Here is a 538-nt window from a genome sequence, read left to right on the forward strand (position 1 = left end):
CCAGGTTTGTCATATCTGTGGAAAGTATGCTGACGAATGTCCGTGGCTGAGCCATCACCAAAATCCCATTTCCAAGTTTGAGCCCCAGGAGTATTGTCATAAAGTTCAACCACTTGATGAACCGACCAGTCTTCAGAATGAATAAAATAGTTTGCTTTTTCGCAGTCTACATGACGATAGTATTGCGTTATTAAAAGGATAATTCCAACGAGTAGAAAAGCTCCAAATGTCCAGTAGATTTTGGAATCAAACTTTGGAAATGAAATAAGTTTAATTTTTTTCATACTATCACTTATTTGCAATCCATAAAACAATTATGGATACTCAACAACGCAAATTATAGAAAAATAATGAAGTATGCAAGACTTTTTTTATTTTTTTGTGATTAATAATCACCACACTCCATAAAATTGCTACAAAATGATTGGAAAGCTTATACCTATAACAAAAGACGATTCAAATGATTCTGAACCGTCTTCGTATAGTATTGAAATGTATTGAATTATTCCTCTTCCTTCTCAACCAAATGTTGTAAATC

Annotated in this window: 1 pseudogene; it reads right to left on the reverse strand. The window is 33.1% G+C overall.

The annotated features are described in order from the left end of the window. A pseudogene (locus VQ048_RS12470) lies at positions 1–284 on the reverse strand (PKD domain-containing protein); the annotation flags it as partial. Positions 285–538: the final 254 nt, after the last annotated feature.

The sequence above is a fragment of the Bergeyella anatis genome, assembly GCF_036016955.1.
GTDB lineage: Bacteria > Bacteroidota > Bacteroidia > Flavobacteriales > Weeksellaceae > JAYWXI01.